At 66.8% G+C, this 16888-nt stretch carries 11 protein-coding genes and 1 pseudogene; 2 read left to right on the forward strand and 10 right to left on the reverse strand.

Annotation, left to right across the window (positions count from 1 at the left end; genetic code table 11):
• Positions 1–18: 18 nt before the first annotated feature.
• Positions 19–336, forward strand: coding sequence for a transposase (locus T336_RS25830; RefSeq protein WP_404821570.1), 318 nt, complete (start codon positions 19–21; stop codon positions 334–336).
• A gap of 80 nt (positions 337–416) precedes the next feature.
• Here the strand turns inward: T336_RS25830 and T336_RS26445 are convergent, their stop codons facing one another.
• From T336_RS26445 to xopV, 10 genes and pseudogenes are all read right to left on the reverse strand, one after another.
• On the reverse strand, positions 417–812 hold the full coding sequence (locus T336_RS26445) for a hypothetical protein (RefSeq protein WP_156957772.1): 396 nt from the start codon (positions 810–812) through the stop codon (positions 417–419).
• A 23-nt stretch (positions 813–835) separates the two neighbouring features.
• A complete protein-coding gene (locus tag T336_RS27280) occupies positions 836–3862 on the reverse strand; it encodes an RHS repeat-associated core domain-containing protein (RefSeq protein ID WP_244883846.1) in 3027 nt (1008 codons plus the stop codon).
• An 852-nt stretch (positions 3863–4714) separates the two neighbouring features.
• Positions 4715–5593 (reverse strand): annotated as a pseudogene (locus tag T336_RS27565) (DUF6531 domain-containing protein); the annotation flags it as partial.
• A gap of 75 nt (positions 5594–5668) precedes the next feature.
• On the reverse strand, positions 5669–8218 hold the full coding sequence (locus T336_RS0101030; protein ID WP_026431179.1) for a penicillin acylase family protein: 2550 nt from the start codon (positions 8216–8218) through the stop codon (positions 5669–5671).
• A gap of 110 nt (positions 8219–8328) precedes the next feature.
• The gene (locus T336_RS0101035; protein ID WP_013594626.1) at positions 8329–9276 is read right to left on the reverse strand and encodes an adenylate/guanylate cyclase domain-containing protein; all 948 of its coding nucleotides are present in this window, start codon (positions 9274–9276) and stop codon (positions 8329–8331) included.
• Between the two features lie 9 nt (positions 9277–9285).
• Positions 9286–10269: an LD-carboxypeptidase gene (locus tag T336_RS0101040; RefSeq protein WP_026431180.1), complete on the reverse strand. Its 984-nt coding sequence runs from the start codon at positions 10267–10269 to the stop codon at positions 9286–9288.
• Positions 10270–10356: 87 nt separating this feature from the next.
• On the reverse strand, positions 10357–11811 hold the full coding sequence (tadA, locus tag T336_RS0101045) for a tRNA adenosine(34) deaminase TadA (protein WP_026431181.1): 1455 nt from the start codon (positions 11809–11811) through the stop codon (positions 10357–10359).
• Between the two features lie 52 nt (positions 11812–11863).
• Positions 11864–12109, reverse strand: a complete 246-nt coding sequence (locus tag T336_RS0101050) for a hypothetical protein (protein ID WP_019701269.1) — start codon at positions 12107–12109, stop codon at positions 11864–11866.
• A 159-nt stretch (positions 12110–12268) separates the two neighbouring features.
• Positions 12269–13429, reverse strand: coding sequence for a branched-chain amino acid ABC transporter substrate-binding protein (locus T336_RS0101055; protein ID WP_013594623.1), 1161 nt, complete (start codon positions 13427–13429; stop codon positions 12269–12271).
• Between the two features lie 142 nt (positions 13430–13571).
• Positions 13572–14804, reverse strand: coding sequence for a XopV/AopV family type III secretion system effector (xopV, locus tag T336_RS24590; protein ID WP_317135403.1), 1233 nt, complete (start codon positions 14802–14804; stop codon positions 13572–13574).
• Here xopV and T336_RS0101065 point away from each other — a divergent pair.
• A complete protein-coding gene (locus tag T336_RS0101065; protein WP_026431184.1) occupies positions 14743–16752 on the forward strand; it encodes a peptidase U32 family protein in 2010 nt (669 codons plus the stop codon). The genes xopV and T336_RS0101065 overlap by 62 nt on opposite strands.
• Positions 16753–16888: the final 136 nt, after the last annotated feature.

Below are 16888 nucleotides of genomic sequence, written 5' to 3' on the forward strand. Positions count from 1 at the left end.
CGCCAGCTGTGTGAGGACGTGCAGCAGGCCACGGGGCACACGGTGCAACTGGCCTGGGCAAACCAAGGCTACACGGGCGAAGCGGCATCCAAGGCCGCGCAGGACAACGGCATCGACCTGCAGATCGTGAAGCTGCCAGAGGCGAAGAAAGGCTTTGTACTGCTGCCCCGGCGCTGGGTGGTGGAGAGAAGCTTCGGCTGGCTGGCGAGATTCCGCAGGCTCTCCCGGGACTATGAGCGGTTGCCAGAAGTGCTCGGGGGACTGCATTTCCTGGTGTTTGCTGTGCTCATGTTGCCCGCCGCAGCACGGGTGCTGGCTGCGGCAGGAAGTTCATAACACGCTCTAAACGGCAGAAAACTTACATCACAAACGGAATTTACCCTCACCGAAATTTGACTCAATTATAGAGACTTGATTTAATTATTAATACCAGCCGGTTTTACCCCAACCTCTACCCCAACAGAAACTGCAGCGATCTGGGCACCTGCCGATGGAATAAAAACAACCATATTCCTATCCCCAGCTTTAATTTTCATTTTCCAATCCTCCTTAACTTCAGGGGAAAGCCAAGAACCGGCATCGGAAAGACTTGTCGCCCAATTTATCCAGTAATTCAAAAACTCGTCATCACATACTTCATTAGGAATAATTAAAATTCTTTCAATAACATTTTGAATAGAAAAATCTTCTACACGAAAGGCAACCACACCTTTCAGCAGAATAAATTCCTTTACGCCTTGAAATTCCGTCAAAATAGTTATATTTTTTTTATCATCAGAGATGCCTAGAGAGATTATTTCAGCGTCATGCATTTTCAACCCTCATATTTATCAAATTACTTGGGAACCCAAGGCCCATGAATAGGGATTGGAGCCCCCCTTACAGGGCGCCCATTCTCATCCCTACTCCAGTTATGACCGTGAGGCACTTCCGTATTAGGACCATGATGCTTATCCCAGTCTCTATCAGCCTCAGGCAGCCCATCTTCACCATACCAACGCTCCTGCCCACTACCAGGATTGACGTGACAAGAACCCGGATCCCCGCTATTAGGAGTTTTTGATGGTCGATTAAATATCAAGTTAGATAGACGGTCAGCAAGCGATTGCGCAGCATTGCTGATCATTTGTCGACATCCCAGAGAAACAACACATCCAACAGTCAAGAGTGGCGCTCCAGCAATAAAAACCTGAGCATTTAATCCTTGTGGATCTATCGAATTAACTGGATCGGCACCCACATATCTGAACCGATTCCACCCGCCCTCCAACCCAATCGGGTCCGCCTGCACATACCTCCCCGTCCCCGCATCGTAGTACCGGTGCAGGTTGTAGCTCAGCCCCGACTCCTCGTCCCACACCTGCCCCGGATACCGCAGGTCGAACCGCACTGCCTCGCCGTAGCTGCGGCCACTGGCCGCACCGCCCTGCGCATAGCCCGTGGCTCCCGTCGTCGGGTTCGCCTCCCCGAAGCCTGCGATCAGCCACTGCCACACGACCTGCCCCTGCGCATTGGTCAGGCGCCGCGGCGTGTTCAGGTGGTCCGCGTCGATCGCGTACAGCCGGCCGTTGATCTGCGCCGCCACCGGCATCGGGCCCGTCGCCGTGGGCAACCAGATCACTTCGGTGCTGTCCATCTCGCTGGCCGGCGCCGCGCTGTCGGCGCTGCGGCGGTTGCCGTACTGGCCCAGCACCGTGCTGCCGATGCCGTCTTCCGCGTACACCGTCTGCTGCGTGATGGCCGGGTTGCCTTGCCCCGACAGCCGCGCGTCGCGCTTGAGCACGCGCTGGCCCAGGGCGTTGGTCACGTAGCCCACGGCCAGGGCATCGGAGGCATCGGCGCTGGCGCCGACCTTCGCGATGCGGCCGTCCACGCCGTAGTGCAGGTAGGTGTCGCCCTTTTTGGTGAGCGAGCCCGCCGCATCCTGGCTGTAGGCCACCTGCGTGGTCTGTACCGCGCCGCCTGCGGGCGTGAAGCGCTCTGTGTAGCCCTGCAGCCGGTTGCTGCCTGCCGACTGCGCGAACACCCGCTCCAGCGTCGCCGCGCCTGCGCCCGTCGCGCTGGTGTGGTGCACCTGCGTGCGGTTGCCGTTCGCATCCCATGCGTAGCCGCTGGCCGTCGCGCCCAGCGTGTCGCCCAGGCCCCAGCCCTGCGGCAGCGCCAGGTCCGCCGGCGCGCTGTGGGCGCTCGCCGTCAGCCGGCCTGCCGCGTCGTAGGTGAACACGCTCGTCAGGGCAATGTCCTGCGCCAGCGTGCCCGTGCCCGTGCCCGTGCCCGGCAGGGCGTGCCGCTGCTGCATGCGCGCCACCCGGCCCGCGCCGTCCCACACCAGTTGCGGCAGCAGGCGGCTGGAGGCCAGTTGTCCGGCCGTCGTGTAGCTGCGCTGCTCGGCTTGGGCCGTGCCCAGGCCGCCGCTCCACTGCCAGGCCGTCGGCTGGCCCAGGGGGTTCCAGGTGATGGACGACAGCAGCGGCTGCCCGTTCCACTGCAGCCCGGTGAGCTGGCCCGTGGTGTCGTACTGGTGCTGCAGTTGCCGACCGCTCGGGTAGATGATGGCCGCGACCTGCCCTGCCCCCGCGCTGCCCGCGGGCACGTAGCGGTAGCCCAGCGTGCGGGTGTCGCCATTGGCGAGGATCTCTGTCTTGCGCGTGATGCGGCCCTGCAGGTCGCGCTGGTAGCGCGTGGTGACCTCCGCCTCCTGGATCTCGCTCAAGGAACCCACGCTCGCCTGTGGCGCGCCTTCGGCGTTGTACTCGGCTCCGGCCAGGTCGTAGCGCAGCACCGTAGTGCGGCTGGCGCCGCCGCCCGCCGCGCTGCTGACGATTTGCGTGGGACGGCCCAGTGCGTCGCGCGTGATCGCCGTGGCCCGGCCCAGCGCGTCCGTGATGGACTTGGGCAGGCCCAGTGCGTCGTACGTGGTGGCCAGCGTGCCGGCGTCCGGCGTGGCTTCCTGCAGCGCGTTGCCCTGCGCGTCGCGCGTGTAACTGGTCGCCACGCCCTTGAAGTCCGTCGCCTGCACCACCGCGTCCTGGCCGTCGTACGCCAGCGTGGCCGTCGCGTTCTGCGCATTGGTGATGGATTTCACCCGCCGCAGGGCGTCGAGCGCCAGCGTGGTGTTGCGGGCGACTCCATCGAGCGTTTCGGTGCTGCGCACCAGGTCGCCGTTGGCGTCGTAGCCGAAGCCGGTCGTGGTCGCGGCCGGTCCGCTGTCCGTGCCCCCGACGCTGACGCGCTCCACCCGGTTGAGGCTGTTGATGCTGCGCGCCAGCTGCCATGCTGCACGGCCCTGGGCATCGGCAATGCGCTCGGTCACGCGGTTGCCCATGCCGTCGAGGGTGTAGGTCGCGCTCGCGCCGCGGTTGTCGCTCCAGCCCGTGAGGCGTTGCGCCGCATCGTAGGCGTAGCTGACCTGGTATCCATCCGGCGTGGTGGCTGTGGCGAGTTGTCCGGTGGGATGGTAGGTGTAGAGCGCGACCAGGTCGCCTCGCTGCAGGCGCGTCACGCGGCCTCGGGCGTCGTACTGGTATTGGCTGGCGAGCCCGGTCGGTGCGGCATGGGTCAGCACCCGGCCTGCCGCATCATGGGTGTAAGCATCGACCTGGCCCATGGCATTGGTGGACTGGGTGAGGTTGCCCGAAGCGTCGTAATCGAACCGGGTTGCCGCGCCGTTCGGCTCGGTGGCGGTGGCCACCAATCCCGAGGGGTGATAAGTCCAGGACCAGGTTTTGGCTACGGCGGGCGTGACCGTGCGATCCGTGACGGTCTGCGTGAGGCGGTTGCCCTTGTCGTCATAGCTGTATTCGGTGGTCCGTCCGGGCTCCGCCATTTTGGTGGGAAGGGCCCACTGAGGATGCCATTCCATGACGACGGTTTTCTCATCGGGAGTTCCGGCGGCATAGGTCGTTTGAAGTGGCAGGCGACGTTCAGTGTTCCAGGAAAATTGATTCGAAACACCCAGGAAGTTGGCTTCTTCTGACGGCAGGCTGGTGCCGGGAATGAATACCCTCTTTGCAAACAGAAATCCATCATAAGCATTCCCGATGCCACTCACGCGGATATTTCCATCGCCTCCCTGATAACGCCAGCTTTCGTTGCCTCCCAATGGGTTTTTGACTGCCACTTCCACACTAAACCAACGGGAGTTGGTTGCACCCTCTGTAGTCAAAGCTCCCGCATCCCTGATGAAAGGGTCCCAGTCAACACCATAGCTGACGACATAATTTCCCGCATCTCCATGGGCCGTACCCATCGCCCGGCCGTCAGTGCCATATGAGAACTTCGCCATCTCGCGCCCAGTCTCGTCGACAATGCCAGTGAGCAAATCGGGTCGGCCGTCCATCTCGTATTGATAGATCCTTCCAATACCACCGAGGAAAGCCCCCTTCAACTGCCCGCCGGGCCAGTACGAATATTCCAGCACCTGGCCATCAGGCAATTCAATGCTGCCTGCGGCGGTGCTTGCAGAATAATTCCACTGTATTTTTCGACCGAAATTATTGGTCACACTCAGGAGACGACCGCCCTGATCGTAAACCATTTCATACGTCCAGCCATTCCTATCCAGAATGCGGAGCAGTTTCCCTGTGGCGTTAATATACCAATGCCGACCATCCGATAAACGCGTGTAGATCCACACGCCATCCCCGTTTTTCTGAAGCTGGTCGCCAGGCTGCCTGGGAACCCATTGATCTCCCTGAAGCGAAAAATAGGCCTTTCGCCCATCTCCGAGGACCACGATCTTGGAATTTTCGTCCCCCATGATGCTTGCATGGTAGTCGTGAAACCATCTTCCTCCCGAACCGCCGCCCAACCCATAACTGCGATACGTCCGGGTAATGGAAAGAGGATGCGCACCTTCATCCTTCCAATCCACTTCCCGTTGGATCTTCTCGGCAGTTGCAGGCTGGATGGGATTGCCGCGTGTGGGCTCGCAAACATCGCAAGCGTCCACAGTGATCTGTTTGGTGGCTGAGTTACTGCAACCGGAGCAGGAGGCTTGCAATGTGACAACGGCGGCCCTCATGTAGGGCGGCACATACGTGAATCGGACAGTACCGGCAGCGTCAGTGTCCCCTTGAAATGAAGCATACTCCTTTCCAGACTCCGAAAGCACGATATATACAGGTTTATTTTTTACTGGCTGGCCGCCTTGCATTACCGTCACTGTTTGGAGCAAGCTGGGGCCGGCGACTAGTGATTTCGTATAGCTTTCACCGTTAATTTCCACCGTTACAGGACATGGAATTATTCTTCTGGCGTAATATCTGTTGTTTGAATATCCTGTATTGCCGCAGTAATCGGTATATCTAATTCGACAAGACGAACCACCATAAAAATCCGCATCCTCTACAGCGTATGTTGAACGGGCATACGTTACATACTCACCACTTCCTTCATAATGAATACAAGCGTCAACCCTAGATGATGCATTATGGCTATCAACAGCAGCGGTGCAAGCCTCAAGCCTAGACTTGTAAAAGTAAGCATCGCGCCCTTCGACCGAATACTCCAAACAAACTTCTTGCGCAAATATTCTTCCGGCCATTAAATACAAAATCAAGAAAAGGATAAATTTTCTTGATAAAATAAGCATACCATCCCCCTGTTATTAAAATCTTTACGAAACAGCGCGACCATAACAAGCGCCTCGCCTTTATGTATGGTTAGTCTAAGGGATAAAAAGCGATACATGCCTCCACCGCCCCGGCCGCAACTGCAACGCCCGATATCCCCCCTCCACCCACTCCCCCCGCATATCCCGATACCGCGGCGAAAACACCAGCCCGCTCTGCCCCGTCTGGTAAATAAAGCGCGAGGCCTCCAGGTCCGACAGGTCATAGACTGCCCGCAGCGAGGCGGCATGCCGGTTCACGAACGGCCCCTCCTTCTTGCCGAGGTCGTACTGCCCCACATTGACCGTATAGGCATCGCCCGGGGACGGCACCTGCACGTCGAAGAACCGCGCCAGCGCCGGCACGTTGCCGAAAGGCCGGTGCACGCTCAGGGCCGGGTGGGCACGGCCCCACTGCCAGCGGGCGGGGTCGGGCCCCTGCTGCGCGGCCAGGCGGTCCAGCGCGCGGCCCAGAGCGTCGGCGGACTGCCGCTCGCAACCGGAAGGCTGGCACCACCACGCGTCGTTGCGCTCGAGGATGCCTTCCAGGCCCGCACGGTAGTCGCGCCGGCCGTAGGTGGCGGCGAAGCGCTCGGCGCCGATGCGCGCGGCGATGGTGCCGCGGGCCAGTTCGTCCGCCCAGGCGGCGAAGACCAGCGGGGCGGCCCGGTCGGCGCGCATGGCGCCGTCGAATCCCTGCAATTGCGCGGCAGCAGCGCCGGCCAGCGGATGCGGGTGCCCTGCCAGCGCCCGCTGCAGGTAGGGCAGCAGGCGGCGGGTGGCGAGGGAGACGACATCGCCCTGCAGGCGCTGCATGCCGGCCATGTCGATCTTCCCGGCGGCTTCGAGCTGCTGCGCGATGCGGTCGTGCCGGTAGGGCAGTGCCCAGTCCTGGGTCAGGAAATGCGGATAGCCCTCGGGCGTGATGCGCTGGTTGGCGGTGGCGATCCAGCCCCGGGCCGCGCCGTCGTCCTGCGGCGTCTCGGCATAGGGCAGCCAGCCCTGCCAGTCGTAGCGTGCCTCCCAGCCGGGGGCCGGCGCAACGCCGTTCAGGTCGTTGCCCGGGGCGCGCACGGGCACGCGCCCGACGGCCTTGAAGGCGATGCGGCCCCCGGTGTCGGCCGCGACCACGTTCTGCATGGGCGAGTGGTAGTCCGACAGCGCATCGAACAGCTCTTCCACGTTGCGCGCATGGTTCAGGCGCAGGCCGGCCAGCACGGTGCGGTTGTCGGCATCCAGGGCGCTCCAGCGCAGCGCGAGCACGGCGCGCTGCAGGTCCAGCACGCGGCCGTGGGATTCGACCACGTCGCTCAGCACCGGGCCGTGCCGGGTGGCGCGCAACGTCACCGCCACGTCGGGCTGGCCCTTGACGCGGATGGTCTCCTGGCGCTCCGTGAACTCCGCCCAGCCGTCGGGCGTGCGGTAGCGGCGCGGGTTGCCAGGATCGATCCGCTCGATGTAGAGGTCCTGCACGTCGGGGCTGGTGTTGGTGAAGCCCCAGGCCACGCCCGCGGTACGGCCCAGCACCACGAAGGGCAGGCCCGGCAGGGTCGCGCCCACCACCTCCAGGGGAGGAATGCGCGAGCCGTCGGCGGCGCGGCCTTCCGGCGCATGCAGGGCGGCGTAGTACCAGATGGCGGGCGCCGAGAGGCCCAGGTGGGGATCGTTGGCCAGCAGCGGCTTGCCGCTCGCGGTGCGCGAGCCGGCCACCACCCAGTTGTTGCTGCCCTTGCCTTCGTTGGTGCCCGCTTCGCTCACCAAGGTGCGCGACCAGTCCAGCCATTGGCGTGTACCGTCGGCCGCCAGGGCCACCACCATGGCGGGCATGGCGGTGGAGGTCGCGATGGAGGTCGCCGTGGACGTGCCCGGGGGCATGGCCGCCGCGGCAGCGCCCTGCCCCGCGCCGCGGTAGATGCCCATGCCCCGGTAGAGCGCCGCCAGGTCCACGCGGGTGGCCGGCGGCTCGCCGGGATACGGGGGCAGCAGCTGCCACAGGCGTTCGGTGTCCAGCGACTGGGCGAGGGAGAGGCGCGTGAATTCCTGGCCCCAGTTGCCGCCCATGTCCAGCGCCATCATCAGCGCCCAGCCCACGCTGTCCTCGGGGGTCCAGGCGTCGCGGCCGTCCTTGCCGTCCAGGGGTGGCACGCCCAGCAGCAGGAATTCCGGCGGCAGCGGCTGGCCGCTGCGGTGGTAGCTGCCGATGCCGCGGGCATAGGTCTGCAGCGCCTCCTTCGCCGGGGCCGGCAGGCCGGCGTACTGCCGCCGTGCGGTGCCCATGATGTCCAGGGCACGCATGAGCTTGTCGGTATCCAGCGCGGCGGGGCCAAACAGTTCGGACAGTTGCCCGTGCATGAGGCGCCGGTTGAACTCCAGCTGCCAGGCGCGCTCTTGCGCATGCACATAGCCCAAGGCGAACCAGGCGTCCTGCGCGGAGGCTGCATGGATGTGGGTGACGTCGGAGGGGTCGCGCCGCACCTGCACGGGCGCCACGAGCCCGGGCGCGGAAAGCCGGCCGTCCAGCGCCGGGAAGCGGCTCTGCACATAGCACGCGACCACCGCGCCGCCGAGCAACGCGAGCGCCACCGCCGCCACGGCGCTCCAACGCATCCAGGATCCTGCTTTCCGCTGTCGCAACCGCATGGTTTCGCCCCTCTCGAGATGGAGCACGATTGTCATGCAGCAACGCGGCCGTGGGCGGCCCGTGCGCGGGAAATCAATCAGTACGGCGGGAGCGTGTCCCAGGTTTCCGGCAACTCGGTGTCGGTGACGCCGAACCCGAGGGTGGGCGTGTCCGTGCGGCCAAAGGGCACGCCCAGCGCAATCTGGCCGCTGCCGTGCAGCAGGCAGGCGGAGCGGCGCAGCGCCACCACGGTCTCGCTGCCGTCGAACCGCACCCAGCTGCCGTAACTGCTGAGGTCGGTGAACACCACGGTGCCGCCGCGCCATTCGATGCGTGCATGCACGCGCGACACGCGCGGATCGGCGACACGCACCGGCGCCTGCGAGCCCCGGCCCACGTGCAGCGGGCTGTCCGCCGCGCCGAAGGTGCGGATGGAGCCGGACCAGGCCAGTTCGATCCAGGTGTTGGGCTGCTGGATCGGCGCCAGTTCACTGGCCAGGCCGGCGCGCAAGGTCAGCGGGCCGTGCTCCTCGCCCACCCGCCAGTCCACCTGGTACACCAGCAGCGGCTCGGCCCGGCCGCGCAGTTCCAGCGCGCCCATGCGCACGTAGCCCGCGCCATCCACGCTGCCCGCCAGTTCCACGGTGGCGGCATCGGCGAGGATCTCGCGGGCGCCGGCGCGCTCGCACAGGCGGGAGGCAATGTTCACTGCATCGCCATAGGTGTCCCCGTCCACTTCCACCAGTTCGCCGTAGGCCATGCCGACGCGCAGGTCCATCGCGCCGTCCGGCTTGCCGGGCCGCTCGTGGTGGCGCCGGGCCATGTCCGCCACCGCGGTGACGGCGGAGGCCGGCTCGCCGAACACGGCGAGCACGCCGTCGCCCAGCGTTTTCACGACCCGGCCGCCATGGCGGCCGAGCGCGGCCGCCATCCATTCGGTGAGCCCCGTCACCGCCGTGGTGGCCAGGGTGTTGCCCTGCGCCTCGAACAACGCCGTGGTGCCGACGATGTCGGAAAACACGACGGTGTGCCGGACGGTTCTCATGGGCGGTGCTCAGTGGCTGGCGTGGCCCCAGTAGACCAGGGCGTCGCGCCCCTCCACGGAGAGGGAGACCTGCGCGCCCACCGGCAGCAGCACCTTGGTGGGCACGTGGCCGAAGGGCAGGTTGGTGAGCACGGGCGCCTTGATGCGGGTGCGCAGCCAGTCCACCACGGTCTGCAGCTTGAAGCCCTTGTCGTGCGGCGCGAGCTGGTAGCCGGTGAACTGGCCGAGCACGACGGCCTTCTGCTGCGCGAGGATGCCGGCGTGCAGCAATTGCGTGAGCATGCGCTCGACGCGGTAGGGATGCTCGCTCACGTCTTCCACGAACAGGATCCCGCCCTTGACCTGGGGCAGGTAGGGCGTGCCCACCAGGGAGCAGAGCATGGCGAGGTTGCCGCCCCAGAGCGTGGCGTTGCGGATGTAGCAGTCCTTCACCGCGGGCTTTCCGTCGGCCGCGGGCTTCTCGCTGTGCATGCGCCATCCGGCGCCCTCGCCGTGGCCGGTGAGCAGGTCGTCCAGGCAGGCCAGCATGATGTCGTCGGGCTCGCCTTCGCAGCCCAGGTCGCCGACCAGTGCCGGACCGGCCCAGGTCATGGCGCCGGTCTTCGCGAGCAGCGCGGCCTGGAAGGCGGTGAAATCGCTCAGGCCCACGAACTGCATGCCCCGCTCCACCGCCTTGGCCACGGCCTTGTAGCGGATGCCGTCCAGGATGCGGGTGAGCCCGTAGCCCCCGCGCGAGATGAGCGCCACGTCGGCGCCGCTCGCGGCGGCACGGTGGATGGCAGCGAGGCGGGTGGCGTCGTCGCCCGCGAAACGGGTATGGACGGCCAGCGCATCCGCATCCACCTCCACCTCGTGCCCCATGGCCTGCAGGCGGGCGACGCCGCGCTTGAACGCGGCCTTGTCGCGCACGGCACCGGCCGGCGAGTAGATGTAGATGTGGCGCGGGCCATGGTCGTGGCCGCAATGCGAATGGTCGTGATCGTGTTCAGGCAAGGCTCGTCGGGCCGTCAGGCCCGCTCCGGCAAAGGCAGGAAGAAGGGGGCGAAGGGAGTCGTGTCGGCAGCGTCTGCAGTGCGCCGCTCATGGATGGAAGTATTCCACAGCGCGGCGCGCCAGTTCCGGGCCGTGGTGCTCCGGCAGCAGGTGGCCGGCATCGGGCCAGACCCAGGGTTCCCCTCCTCCCGCCGGCCAGGGCACGGCCGAGCGCGCATCCGCCAGGGCTGCGGCGCCCCAGGCCGCGTCGCGCGCCCCCACCGCGACCGCGCTGCGGCGCCCCGGCCCGGACCAGAAGGCGCGGCCGGCGCGCACGATGGCGGCCGACCCGGCATCCGGCTCGGCGGGCAGCCAGTGAAGACCCGAGCGCAGGGCGGCGCGATAGCCCGCATCGGGAAAAGGTGCCTCGCAGGCCGCGGCGGCAGCGGCATCCAGGCCCGGTGCGGCGCCGGGGCGCAGCACTGCCGCCTGCCGTGCGGCCAGTGCCTTGCGCCAGGCGGCCAGGCCCGGCGGCAGCGGCACGCCCTCGCCAGGGGGGAGCCAGGCGTTGATGGCCAGCAGCCCGGTGAACCGTCCGGCGGCATCCGGGAGCGCGTCGGGCGATGCTGCCGGCAAAGCCATGCCGGGCAGGCCGCCCTCCCCGTGTGCAACCAGCACCGTGCGGCGCAGGTCGAGCCGCGCCACCAGTTCGGCCAGCGCGCGGTGGTGCCACGGCAGCGCGTGGGCGACTTCCTTCTTGGGCTTGTCGCTGCGGCCGAAACCGATCAGGTCGGGCGCCACCACGCGGTCGCCGGCAGCCAGCCAGACCGGCAGCATGTAGCGGAACAGGTAGCTCCAGCGGCCGGTGCCGTGCAGGCACAGCCAGGTGCGGGGCGCATCGCGCGGCCCCTCGTCCAGGTAGTGCATGCGCAATCCTGCGAGGGCCGGCAGGTCGCTGAGGTAGTGCGGGGCCCAGGGCCAGTCCGGCAGGCCGGCGAAGCGCGCATCCGGCGTGCGCAGCGCGTCGTCCCGCAGGGGATGGGCGGCGCGCGCCTGGGCGCGCCGGTCCTGGCGCCGCGACTGGAAGAAGCCGCTCAGCAGCGCGCCGCACTCCTGCGCCAGCACGCCGCCCTCGATGCGCGTGTGGTGGTTCAGTGCCGGCTGCGCGAACAGGTCCACCACCGAGCCCGCCGCCCCGGTCTTGGCGTCGGGGGCGCCGTACACCACCCGGTCCAGCCGGGCGTGCAGCATGGCGCCGCTGCACATGGCGCAGGGTTCCAGCGTCACGTACAGTGTGCAGCCGTCGAGCCGGTAGTTGCCCAGGCGCCCTGCCGCTGCCCGCAGCGCCACGATCTCCGCGTGCGCCGTGGGATCGTGGCCGGCGATGGGCGCATTGCTCCCACGTGCGACCAGTTCGCCGCCGCGCACCACCACCGCGCCCACCGGGATCTCGCCCCGCGCACCGGCCTCAGCGGCCTCCTGCAGCGCGATCCGCATCCAGGCCTCGTCGGTCTGCCGATCCACCCCGCCGGGAGCGGGGCCCGGGTTTGCTAGCGGGCCCATGGGGATACGGCGCAGGCCAGCGAAGGGCCGCGCCCGGTGCGCAGGAATGTCTTCACTTCGCCTCGTCGTCCGGCATGGGACGCGGCTGCTGCATGAGCGACTCCACCTGCTGGCGCACCTGCTCCTGCACCTGCCGGCCCTGCATCTGCACCGTGGGGGCCGACGCGCCGGAGGCCGGCACCTGCGCGCCCGGCACCACCGGCACCGCCACGCGCGTGCCGCCCACCTGCTGCTTCACCAGCAGGGCCACCACGGCCAGTGCCACCAGCAGGCCCACCAGTCCCAATGCCATGCGCATACCGTCGCTCCTCGTTCATCACCGCTGCTCGGGCGGCATGCCCGCCCTCGCCAAAAACAGGCGTGCCGCGCCCGGAGACCCGGGCGCGGCACGCCACTGTATCGGAAGCGGCGCCGCCGGCGGCGATGCCGCGGCGCACCGGGCACAGGCAGCCTCGGCTCAGTTCAGCGCGACGCGCGCGTTGGCCGGATAGTGGTAGAGCGTCACGGCAGGCGCCGTCAGCTCGCCCTTGGGCGTGAAGGACACGTTGGCGGTCACTCCCTTGTACTGGGTCTTGGCGATGAAGGGGGTGTAGACCTTCGGATCCACCGAGTCGGCGCGCTTCATGGCGTCCACCAGCACCATGGCGGCGTCGTAGGCGTAGGGGCTGTAGATCTGGAACTGGCCGGGGAACTTGGCGTCGTAGCGCTTCTTCCACTCCGCGCCGCCCTGCATCTTCGCAACGGACGCGCCGCCCGTGGCACAGGTCACGTTCTTGAGCGCCGCCGACTTGGCGGACAGGTCGGGCAGCTTCTCGGTGCAAAGCGCGTCGCCGCCGAAGAACTTCACGTCGCCCATGCCCAGCTGCTCCATCTGGCGCAGCATCGGGCCGGCCTGGGCATCGAGGCCGCCATAGAAGATCGCGTCGGGCTTCTTCGGCTTGATGGAGGTCAGGATGGCCATGAAGTCGGTGGCCTTGTCATTGGTGAACTCCTCGGCCACCACCTTCAGGCCCTTCTGCAGCGCCGTGGCCTTGAACACCTGGGCCACGCCCTGACCGTAGGCCGTGCGGTCGTCGATGACGGCGACGGTCTTGAGCTTGAGGTGGTCGGCCGCGTAGATGGCCAGGGCGGCGCCCAGGGCGCTGTCGTTGGCGATCAGGCGGAACGTGGTCTTGTAGCCCGGCTTGGTCAGGTCGGGATTGGTGGCGGCGGCCGTGATGTTCGGCAGGCCGCACTTGTCGTAGAGCGAGGACGCCGGGATGGAGGTGCCCGACTGCAGGTGGCCGACCACGCCCGCCACCTTCAGGTCGCAGAACTTCTGTGCGATGGCCGTGGCCTGGCGCGGATCGCCTGCATCGTCTTCCGCGGCGATTTCGAAGCGGATTTTCTTGCCGCCGATGACGAGGTTCTGCGCGTTGAGGTCGTCCACCGCCATGCGCACGCCGTTTTCGGTGTCCTTGCCGATGTGCGCGATGCCGCCGGAGACGGGGCCGGCATGGCCGATCTTGACGGTCTGCACGTCCTGCGCGCCAGCAGGCGCGGCGGCGAAGGCGGACAGCACGGCGGCAGCGGCCGCGGCACGGGGCAGCGAGGGGAGGAAGCGGAAAACGGAAGGCACTTCGGAGGTCTCCTGACAGTCTCGGGAATGGCGGAAAAATGCACCGCACGGGGCGGCGCCGGGGCTATCGTACCGGCAGTCGCACCATTTCGGAGCGAAGCGGCGCCAAATCGGTGCAAGCGGTGACGCGGCCGCCAGCCGCTCAACCTGGAGCGCGCGGCGCCGTACGCGCCAGGGGGATGGGTGCCTTGGGCTTCCAGTCCACGGCCACGGGCAGGCCGAGCCGCGAGAACATGTCCGCCACCGATTGCAGGTGCGCGGGCACGCGGTCTTCGTATTCGCTGAAACGGCCGGAATCGTTGTCGATGCACAGAGTGCCGTCCGGGCGGGCATACAGCATCCCGCTGATATGCGCCTGCGGCAGGCCGCGCGTGGCCTGCCACGGTTCGGCGACGAGCGAGCCACCCACCAGCGTCACGTGGCCCAGCATGAATTGGCGTGGATCGGGGGCCGCATCCCCGGCGGCGTCCTTCTTCTCCTTCTTTTCCTCCTTCTGTTTTTTCTCCTTCATGGCCGCCGGCGCTCGCGAGGCATCCTCCGCCTTCTTCCGGAGACCGGCCGCGACCTGTTCGCGCACCTCTTCGGGGGCGCCAACCAGCACTTCGCCGATGACCAGAGAGCCGTTGGCGGAGATATCCCACTTGTACTGGACGCGATGGGTGCGCAGGTCGTCCAGGCGCAGTAGATCCTGCAGCGGGCCCACGCCGGTGCGTGAGGCATCGGCCGGCCTATCGACCCGCCGCACCGCCTCCAGGTCGGCCTGCCGGCGGATAAAGAATGTGCTGGTTTCCGGGCCCTGGTGCTCGGCGATGAGCACCCGCGTCGGATTGATGCGCACCCGGCGATAGCCGTGCCGAGCCGGTTCGAGTTCCTGCTCCTGGATCGGGCTGCGGTAGCTCACCTGGCCATCCGCCCCGGTTTTTGCCTTCCCCCGCGCGGGCTGGCAGCTGCCGAACCGGGCCGCCAGAGCGGCCTCGCGGCGTATCCCGGCCTTTCGATCACGCTCCGACAGCGGAGTCAGGTGCGGCGACGAGAGCGAGCGCCGCAAGGGCGTGGCGGCGGGCTCGGGGTGGCCTGGCGCCGCGAGGCCGCGGTCTGCAGGGGCACCGTGCAGCGATGCAGCAGGTGGAAGAGAACTGGACCGGAGAGGTGAAAGGGGCATGGATTGGATCGTGCAAAGGTTCTGGAGCGCATCGAGGCTATGGCTTGCCAGGCAATTCGGGCAGGCTCCGGGCGAAGCCGGGCTGCCACGGGCCGAAGTGCTGCGACGGCCGGAGCCCTTGGGCGCCAGCCTCCTGGGATAATCGCGCTCCATGTCCCTCCTGCCCCACCAGCTCGAACTGCTCTCCCCCGCCCGCGACGCCGACATCGGCATCGAGGCGGTCAACCATGGCGCGGATGCCGTCTATATCGGCGGACCGGCCTTCGGCGCGCGGGCCAGCGCGGGCAACGAAATGCGCGACCTGGAGCGGCTGATCCGCCATGCGCACCGCTTCCACAGCCGCATCTTCGTCACGCTCAATACCATCCTGCGCGACGATGAACTGGAAGGCGCCCGCCGCATGGCCTGGCAGGTGTACGAGGCCGGCGCCGACGCGCTCATCATCCAAGACATGGGCCTGCTGGAAATCGACCTGCCCCCCATCCAGCTGCACGCGAGCACCCAGACGGACATCCGCACGCCCGAAAAGGCGCGATTCCTGCAGGACGCCGGGCTGTCGCAGATCGTGCTGGCGCGCGAGCTCACGGTGCAGGAGATCGCGGCCATCCGCGCGGCGACCGATCCGGAGCGCTGCACGATCGAGTTCTTCATCCACGGCGCGCTCTGCGTGGCCTACAGCGGCCAGTGCTACATCAGCCATGCGCACACCGGCCGCAGCGCCAACCGCGGCGACTGCAGCCAGGCCTGCCGCCTGCCCTACCAGGTGACGGACGACGCCGGCCGCTTCATCGCGCACGACAAGCACGTGCTCTCGATGAAGGACAACAACCAGTCGGCCAACCTGCGCCCCCTCATCGACGCAGGAGTGCGCAGCTTCAAGATCGAAGGGCGCTACAAGGACATGGCCTACGTGAAGAACGTCACGGCCCACTACCGCCGGCTGCTCGACGAGATCATCGAGGAGCGCGAGACCTCCGCCGCGCCCCTTGCGCGCTCGTCCAGCGGCCAGACGCGCTTCACCTTCACGCCCGACCCGAACCAGAACTTCAACCGCGAGTTCACCGACTATTTCGTGAACGGCCGCAAGGAAGACATCGGCGCCTTCGACACGCCCAAGAACCCCGGCCAGGCGATCGGCTGGGTCACGCAGGTGGGCCCGAACTGGATCGAACTGGAAACCCACGCGCCCGACACGGTGCTGCACAACGGCGACGGCCTGTGCTACTGGGACCTGCAGAAGGAGCTCGTGGGCGTGGCGATCAACCGCGCCGAGGCGGCACCCGGCAAGTCACGCAACCACTGGCGCGTGTTCCCGAAGGACCCGATGGAGGGTTTCAAGGACCTGCGCCGCGGCACCGAGATCAACCGCAACCGGGACATGGACTGGGTGCGCACGCTCGAGAAGAAATCCAGCGAGCGGCGCATCGGCCTGTGGGCGCATTTCACGGACACCGACGCCGGCTTCGCCCTCACGCTGACCGACGAGGACGGCTTCACCGGCACCGCCGGGGTGGCGCATGCGCACGAGCCGGCCACCGATGCGGCGCGCGCGGAAGGCGCCCTGCGCGAGCAGATCGCCCGCTTCGGCGCCACGATCTTCCACGCGCACGACATCGCCATCGCGATGCGGCAGCCGTGGTTCGTGCCCGCCTCCGTGCTGAATCCGCTGCGCCGCGATGCCGTGGCCGCCCTGGAGGCGGCGCGCTCCGGGGGCCTGCAGCGCCTGCCCCGCGCGCGCCCCGTGGAGCCGCCGGCACCCTTCCCCGAAGACACCCTCACCTACCTGGCCAACGTGTTCAACCAGAAGGCGCACGACTTCTACATGAAGCACGGCGTGAAGGTGATCGACGCGGCCTACGAAAGCCAGGAAGAGGACGGCGAGGTGAGCCTGATGATCACCAAGCACTGCGTGCGCTTTTCCATGAGCCTGTGCCCCAAGCAGGCCAAGGGCGTGATCGGGGTCAAGGGCACCATCAAGGCCGAGCCCCTGCACCTGATCAACGGCAAGGAAAAACTCACCCTGCGCTTCGACTGCAAGCCCTGCGAGATGCACGTGGTGGGCCGGATCAAGAAATCGGTGCAGAACCAGCAGGCGCGCGAGGCGCAGGCGGTGCCGATGCAGTTCTACCGCACGCGGCCGGTGCCCGGCGCGCCGCACTGACATCGGCACGGGCCAGTCCCTGTTGCATTCCATCCTGCGGGGAAATTCCGAATATCCGCAAGGTGGGCTGATCCATCGGCGAGTTTCCACCGTACAAGCCGAAACAATTGGATACTATTAGCCAGGCTGTCGTGCC

This window comes from Paracidovorax oryzae ATCC 19882, from assembly GCF_000687165.1.
GTDB lineage: Bacteria > Pseudomonadota > Gammaproteobacteria > Burkholderiales > Burkholderiaceae_C > Paracidovorax > Paracidovorax oryzae.